Consider the following 6,627-nt stretch of genomic DNA (forward strand, 5'->3'; position numbering starts at 1 on the left):
TTAAGACAAAAAGTATGAATAATTCAGGAATGAGAATATTCTTTAAGTTCTGGCTCCTGTTGTAAATACTCTTGCACCTTTTCTTTACCTAGGCTCATAAGTTCTGGGTCAAACCAAGCTAATTCTCCTTCTATTGACGCCATTAGTGCCTGAACCCTAGAAAACATACCTTGATACTTCGAATTCGTTGTATCCTGATCATTTTTCATACTAGCATATACATACACCTTTTCGGATAAACGGTACACGTCCAACAAGGCTTTGACAGCAGCTAATAATGCAGCTGGTCCATCACAAAGAGTGCCCTGATATCCCTTAAATTTCTCAGCTTCGATATTAACCTTTTTAAATGCATCTTCAAAATCTTGATCAGTCGCAAAAATTAAACCCAGATTCCAGGTCAACTCCGGAGCAACTTCACTTCGTTGTGGTACTTTTTTAACTTCAGACATAACTGACCTCCTCATATTTAAAAGAGTCACAAGAAACGAGCGAATAATGGAAAACTAAAATCGCTGCATAAGATAAGCTAAAAACGATATTAGTTTTGGTTCTACAAAGCTTATTCGTCACTTGGAATTCTCGTATTGCAATCAATTGTAGCGATAATTTTGACTAAAATCAATTTTACCAGTCATTTTTTGAAACTCCGTCCATTCTGAATAGCAAAACTGATTCAAAGAAACAAACGGCATTATAAAGATATTGTGTTGATTCAAGAACTTCTTCATGCTGGTATTTTTTGCATTTCTAGGAAACAACAAACAAAAACGTGCCTTCCACAAAAAAGCCGGCTGCCGGTAAATTGGCGGAAAATACTCGGCTGTGAGCACCCCTTTTACAAGATCAATAAATGAAAGCCGACGCTCGTAACACATGTTTTGCAGTCTATAAATTTGCCGACTTCGCTGGTGCATTTTAAAAACCAAATGACGTATTTGTTTTTCTTGTTCTGAATTAGTCAATCTAAAATAGCGAATGTGGTGGTCAATATGTAAAAAATTCTCTAATTCTTTTAAATTACTGGCAAAAAAACGCATATACTTCAATGGCAGCAAATCGGCCATCTGTATCCCATATAATACTTCAAACCGCTCATAAACTGTATCTAAATAAATCAAATAAAAGCCTAAATTATGGTGCCAACGAATAAACTGTGCGATTTGCTGAGTCAAGTTTCGCTGCGGATAATGACGTCGACCTAAGATCCAAACATACTTGAAGTTATGCTGTTGATAGCCTGCCGAACGTTGAAACATTGCTGTTGCAGTTAGAGGAGCGCATTGAAATTCAAAGGCAAGCCGATGTCCATCTTTAAAACGGCATAAAACGTCAGGTCTTTGGCGAAAATCTTCTTGATATGCTTCCAATTCAACTTGACAATGAAACTGATAACACCAAGAGGCCAATAATTTTTTCCCAGCCAAATGCTCTGCTGTTTCACCTTCGCTAAACGCATAACAACCATGCTTTCGATGCGCAAAATGAGCTATTTTTAACTGTCCATGTTTTAAAACTACTGTTTCCAAACAACTTGGACAAAAATAACTACTTTGTTTGCTTGCTTTTTCCGCGCTGATATAGTTTCCATGTTGGTCTTTTGCATAAAACATCCTGACACCTCCATAAAAAAATACGCAAAAAAAGCAAGAATCTGCTTTTTTTCCTACTACTTCTGAAAAAAGCTGATTCTTGCTAATTTATATTTAAGTTTTTCTAAAAGAGACTACTTAAAATAACTCAGAGCCCAATGAAATGCATTATTTTCAACGATCACATGTCCTCTTTCACGTAAAAGAGCTGACCCAAATGTGACAGTCTGTCCGTATTCATACATGTTGCTCATAAAATCCTTGATCCGTTCAACCGACACCTCATGAGTATCGAAGGCCAAGTCAAGGTAATATTGTGATTTATACATATATAAACTAGCTGTGACATCACTATCACCGACCGTCTTTACAAGTTCAATAAAATCTTCGAAGTCTGAAAATCCGACTACATAATGTTTGATCGTCAGTTGATCATCATGTTGTTGCTGATCATCGCTCGCCTGAATCTTCGTTTTTCTCTCATCTCGATAATTAGAGATATGGTTTTGGATATAATCAGCTACATCATCGTTAACTCCAAAGCCATTCATATTCAGTTGATCTAAAGTTTTCTTGATTTCATCAGTCGAAGCATCATTGGTGTGATCATTGGCTGGATTATAAGGCATCTTGTCCATGTTGTTAGGGTCGACTTTAGAAATAAAAAGCTCTAAACCATTCCTGTTAGGTAAAACTTGGAAAGTTACGGCATCAATATTTCTAAATTCATGATCAACGTCCACTTCATCCAAAATGCTATAAAAGAAGCTTTCGATCTCACTTTGGCTCCCTAACAGATCTAGGACTGTAACTCCACGATCAGCCAAATCTTGGTTTTCTAAAAGAACTCGAATCGTGTTGTCATTGATTTTCTCCATTTCCATCTGTGGTCGCCCCACCTTTCAATTTAACTAAACAACTCTATTTTAACAATTAGTTCGATTGTACCACGCATTGAACAAAAAATACACAGTCTAGCCCACATAGGACAAAAAAAACCGCCTGCATTCACAGACGGTTTGACCTTCTTAATTAAAATCCTGCCAAAGCTTGAGCTTCTTTTAACTCCATTGCCCGAACATCACGTGGCAAGAACCGACGGATCTCATCTTCGTTGTAACCAACTTGGAGACGTCTGTCATCCATAATAATTGGCCGACGCAAGAGACCTGGATTTTTACGAATTAAATCAAATAATTCTTTTAATGGAAGTTCATCTAAGTCAACATCTAAGCTTTGATAAACTTTTGAACGCTTCGAGATGATCTCTTCAGTTCCATCTTCAGTCATCTGTAAAATCTGTTTAATCTCATTAATGCTGAGCGGTTCTGAAAAGATGTTGCGTTCCTTAAAAGGAATATTCTGTTCTGTTAACCATGCGCGAGCTTTCCGACATGAAGTGCAACTTGGTGACGTATATAATGTAACCATGTAAATCGCTCCTTTAATAGTTAAACCATATTCTCTACACTCATTATTATACACTAATTTCACACAAATAAAACCTTATTTTGAAATATTTTTGTAAAAATACTATTTTTTTATTTAGAATTAGTCTAAATAGTCATAAATAGCATTGATATATATAGAACGTTTTTCATTAGATAACTTTTATGTAACTCTAATTATTAACTATATCTAATGTATATTGAGCTAATAAATTTATATGTTGGCAGATTTATCTCGAAAAACTTTATTTATAAAATAATCACGTTTTATCAAAATCCATGATAAAAAATACTACAAAAAAGCAGCAGGCTCAATAATAGGCGCTTGCTACTTTTTTAACTAGCGAACTAAATTTTTCCATAGCACGACTTTACCAGCTTTCAAAGATGCTTGCACATCGATGATCCTTTGGTTAGAACTTCCTCTAAATTGCAAAGTTAAATCTTTTAGCGGTTCTAAGAAGCGACCATCAACTAAAATATCGATCTTAGAGAGCATTTCTAATTTATCAGCAGACTCTTTTTGTAATTCATCCCACGTATAGCCTGTCCATGACCAGATATCTTTACTGGAGCCATATTCTTTTCTTAAACGGTCGATCAGAGATAAACAAACTTGAGTATTTAAGAACGGTTCTCCACCCAATAAGGTCAAACCCTGACAAAAACTTTGTCCTATATCGGCCACGATCTGATCTTCTAATTCTTTAGAATAAGGTTGTCCATATTTAAATTGCTGAGCAACTTTGTTATAGCACCCTGGGCATGCAAACAGACACCCGCTGACATATAAACTACAACGAACCCCTTCTCCATCAACAAAGTTAAACGGCTTATAATCAGCAATATAACCTTGAGACAGATCCTTTGCTAACCATTCTTGCGGACGAGGATTTTTCGGTGCTCGTACTCGTTTGCTTTTGCGCTCTCGTCTTTTTTTTACTTTAGCAGGGTCTGTTTGAGCTAAACTGGATTTATCAACAAAATCCGTGTCGCCGTGAACTGTGATCCGGATCTGTTCTCCCATTTATCTCATCTCACTTGATATATTTTTCTTACGAGAAGCAATCTCCACATGTCTGCCGTGAACCATTGGTCTTTGCAATGGATTACCTAAATAGCCGCAAGTCCGCTTGACACAATCACAAGTTTTAGGGTCATGGTTTCCACAATCGGGGCACTCAAAACCGCGTGCAGTAGCCTTGAACTCACCTTGAAAACCACACTTATAACAGTGATCGATCGGAGTATTTGTACCTAAATAGCCGATTTTATCGTAGGCCCAATCCCAGACTGCTTCCAAAGCTTTAGGGTTTTGTTTAAGATTTGGGTATTCGCAATAATGAATGAAACCACCAGCTGCATACTGCGGATAATCTTTTTCGAAACTCAACTTTTCAAATGGTGTAGGATGCTTGCGAACATCATAGTGAAAACTATTAGTGTAGTACTCCTTAGCTGTAATATCTTTCAATTCACCAAATTTTGCCAGATCCAGCCTGCAAAAGCGGTCAGTCAAAGATTCACTAGGCGTAGAATATACACTAAAATGATAGCCTGTTTCTTTGGACCACCTTTTACAATGAGCATCTAAAGAGCGCACGATCGAAACTGTAAAGTCATGGGCTTCCTGATTTTTTTCCCAGTTCGGGCCAAAAAACACAGTCCCAACTTCATATAATCCAATATACCCTAAAGAAACAGTAGCACGTTCATGATCGAACATCACTGACACATCATCATCCGGTTTAAGACGCTTGCCAAATGCCCCATACTGGTAAAGGATCGGCGCATTTTCAGGAGTTGCATCTAAGACACGCTTAACTTTGAAATCTAACGCAGTTTTAGCAATATTCATTCGTTCCTCAAAGATTTGCCAGAACAAGTCAAAATCGCCATGAGATTCTAAAGCTATCCTGGGTAAATTAACTGTCACAACACCGAGATTCATCCGTCCAGAATTGATTTCGACCCCGTTTTCATCTGTCCAGCCTTGTAAAAAGGAACGGCAACCCATCGGAACTTTAAAGCTCCCGGTGATTTCTTTGATTTTATCGTACATTAAAACATCCGGATACATTCTTTTAGTTGCACATTCGACCGCTAATTCTTTAACATCATAATTAGGGTCTGTTGGCGCAAAGTTGACCCCTTTTTTAATTGTAAAAACGAGTTTAGGGAAAATAGCCGTTCTCTTTTCCTTACCTAAGCCAGTGATCCTGATCCTTAAAATAGATTTCTGGATCTCACGACAGATCCACGAAGTTCCTAAACCGAATCCTAAAGTGGTAAATGGCGTTTGTCCTTGCGATGAAAACAAAGTATTGATTTCGTATTCCAGGGCTTGCATGGCGTCATAAATATCTTTTTTAGTCCGTTTCTTTGCAAACTGCTCGACTTTTTCCTGACTGTCAATAAATTCCGCCCCTTCTACCAAATGTTTGTGATAATTTTTAAGCGCAAACGGCTCTAAGAGTTCATCGACACGGTCGGCTGAGCATCCACCATATTGACTAGAAGCAACATTGGCAATAATTTGTGACATCTGAGCCGTTGCAGTTTGAATCGAGTGTGGGCTTACGACCTCAGCATTACCGATTTTAAAGCCATTAGTCAACATTTCTTTAAAATCGATCAAACAGCAGTTAGTCATCGGGCTCCACGGAGTATAATCAAGGTCATGATAATGAATATCACCACGTAAGTGTGCTTTAGCCACATGTTGTGGCATTAACTTAAGACCTAAAGTCTTTCCTACCGTCCCAGCTGTCAGATCACGCTGTGTATTAAAAACATTACTATCCTTGTTGGCATTTTCATGTACTAATTCTGGATCTTGTGAAAGCAGCCTCTCTAACCTTGTACGTGGGTCGGTCTGTTCTTTCCATGATTGCTCTTCTTTTTGCCGATAAGTAAGATATGCTTGTGCTTCATTTTGATAACCAAAATGCTCGAGTACTTCGACCATTTTTTGAGAAAGTTCCTGCGCGGTGATCGAACTTTGCCCGTTAAAAGAAGCCAGTAGTGTATTTAACAAGGTAGAAGATTTTGCTTCTAAATTTAAATTTTCAAGCACGTTTTCTAATTTATAAAGTTGAAATTTTACCGGATAACCATCACGTTTTACAACTTCTGTTGGTAAACTAACTTTTACCTTTAAATGTTCCTTGATATTTATCAATTCGATTATCCCCCTTCTGAACTATTATGTAACGATTTCTTATGCCAATACGCAAGATGTTGTTTGTCAATAGTCAGTATCATACTATATATAGGTATTGATTACAAATTTGACACAATATAATGAGTCATGACTAGGAGAAATGCCTGCGTGTCAGTATTAGACAGGGTTAAATTTATTTCAAAAAACCGTGGTTTAAGTCTATTATCTTTAAATAATAAAGCCGGTTTGGGTAAAAATGCCATCTATAAATGGGAGAAACAAAAGCCAAGTGCTGAAAATTTAGAAAAAGTAGCAGTTGTTTTGGGGGTTTCATCTGATTATTTATTAGGGAAAACTGATGACACTTCACGTGGTAAAAAGTCTGCTGATCTGGCGAGAGTATAAAATAGTTTGTGTAAATGAA

7 protein-coding genes are annotated in these 6,627 nt (G+C 37.2%); 1 reads left to right on the plus strand and 6 read right to left on the minus strand.

The features are described 5' to 3' along the window. Nucleotides 1-23: 23 nt before the first annotated feature. From FC65_RS07860 to nrdD, 6 genes are all read right to left on the minus strand, one after another. Complete coding sequence (locus FC65_RS07860) at nucleotides 24-452, minus strand: gluzincin family metallopeptidase (protein WP_056972195.1); 429 nt, start codon at nucleotides 450-452, stop codon at nucleotides 24-26. Between the two features lie 141 nt (nucleotides 453-593). Next, nucleotides 594-1,613 carry a competence protein CoiA gene (locus FC65_RS07865; protein ID WP_056972196.1) on the minus strand — a complete coding sequence of 340 codons (1,020 nt, stop codon included), beginning with the start codon at nucleotides 1,611-1,613 and terminating at the stop codon, nucleotides 594-596. A 113-nt stretch (nucleotides 1,614-1,726) separates the two neighbouring features. After that, nucleotides 1,727-2,476, minus strand: a complete 750-nt coding sequence (locus tag FC65_RS07870; RefSeq protein ID WP_056972198.1) for an adaptor protein MecA — start codon at nucleotides 2,474-2,476, stop codon at nucleotides 1,727-1,729. A gap of 148 nt (nucleotides 2,477-2,624) precedes the next feature. Continuing rightward, the gene (gene spxA, locus FC65_RS07875) at nucleotides 2,625-3,023 is read right to left on the minus strand and encodes a transcriptional regulator SpxA (RefSeq protein ID WP_010498925.1); all 399 of its coding nucleotides are present in this window, start codon (nucleotides 3,021-3,023) and stop codon (nucleotides 2,625-2,627) included. 357 nt (nucleotides 3,024-3,380) lie between these two features. Beyond that, nucleotides 3,381-4,067: an anaerobic ribonucleoside-triphosphate reductase activating protein gene (nrdG, locus tag FC65_RS07880; RefSeq protein ID WP_056972200.1), complete on the minus strand. Its 687-nt coding sequence runs from the start codon at nucleotides 4,065-4,067 to the stop codon at nucleotides 3,381-3,383. Continuing rightward, the gene (gene nrdD, locus FC65_RS07885) at nucleotides 4,068-6,227 is read right to left on the minus strand and encodes an anaerobic ribonucleoside-triphosphate reductase (RefSeq protein ID WP_382405784.1); all 2,160 of its coding nucleotides are present in this window, start codon (nucleotides 6,225-6,227) and stop codon (nucleotides 4,068-4,070) included. A gap of 144 nt (nucleotides 6,228-6,371) precedes the next feature. Between nrdD and FC65_RS07890 the strand changes: the two genes are divergently transcribed. Beyond that, nucleotides 6,372-6,608 (plus strand): helix-turn-helix domain-containing protein, encoded by a 237-nt coding sequence (locus FC65_RS07890; protein ID WP_056972204.1) that lies wholly within the window; start codon nucleotides 6,372-6,374, stop codon nucleotides 6,606-6,608. The last annotated feature ends 19 nt before the right edge of the window (nucleotides 6,609-6,627 follow it).

The organism is Ligilactobacillus acidipiscis DSM 15836 (genome assembly GCF_001435755.1).
Taxonomy (GTDB): Bacteria; Bacillota; Bacilli; order Lactobacillales; family Lactobacillaceae; genus Ligilactobacillus; species Ligilactobacillus acidipiscis.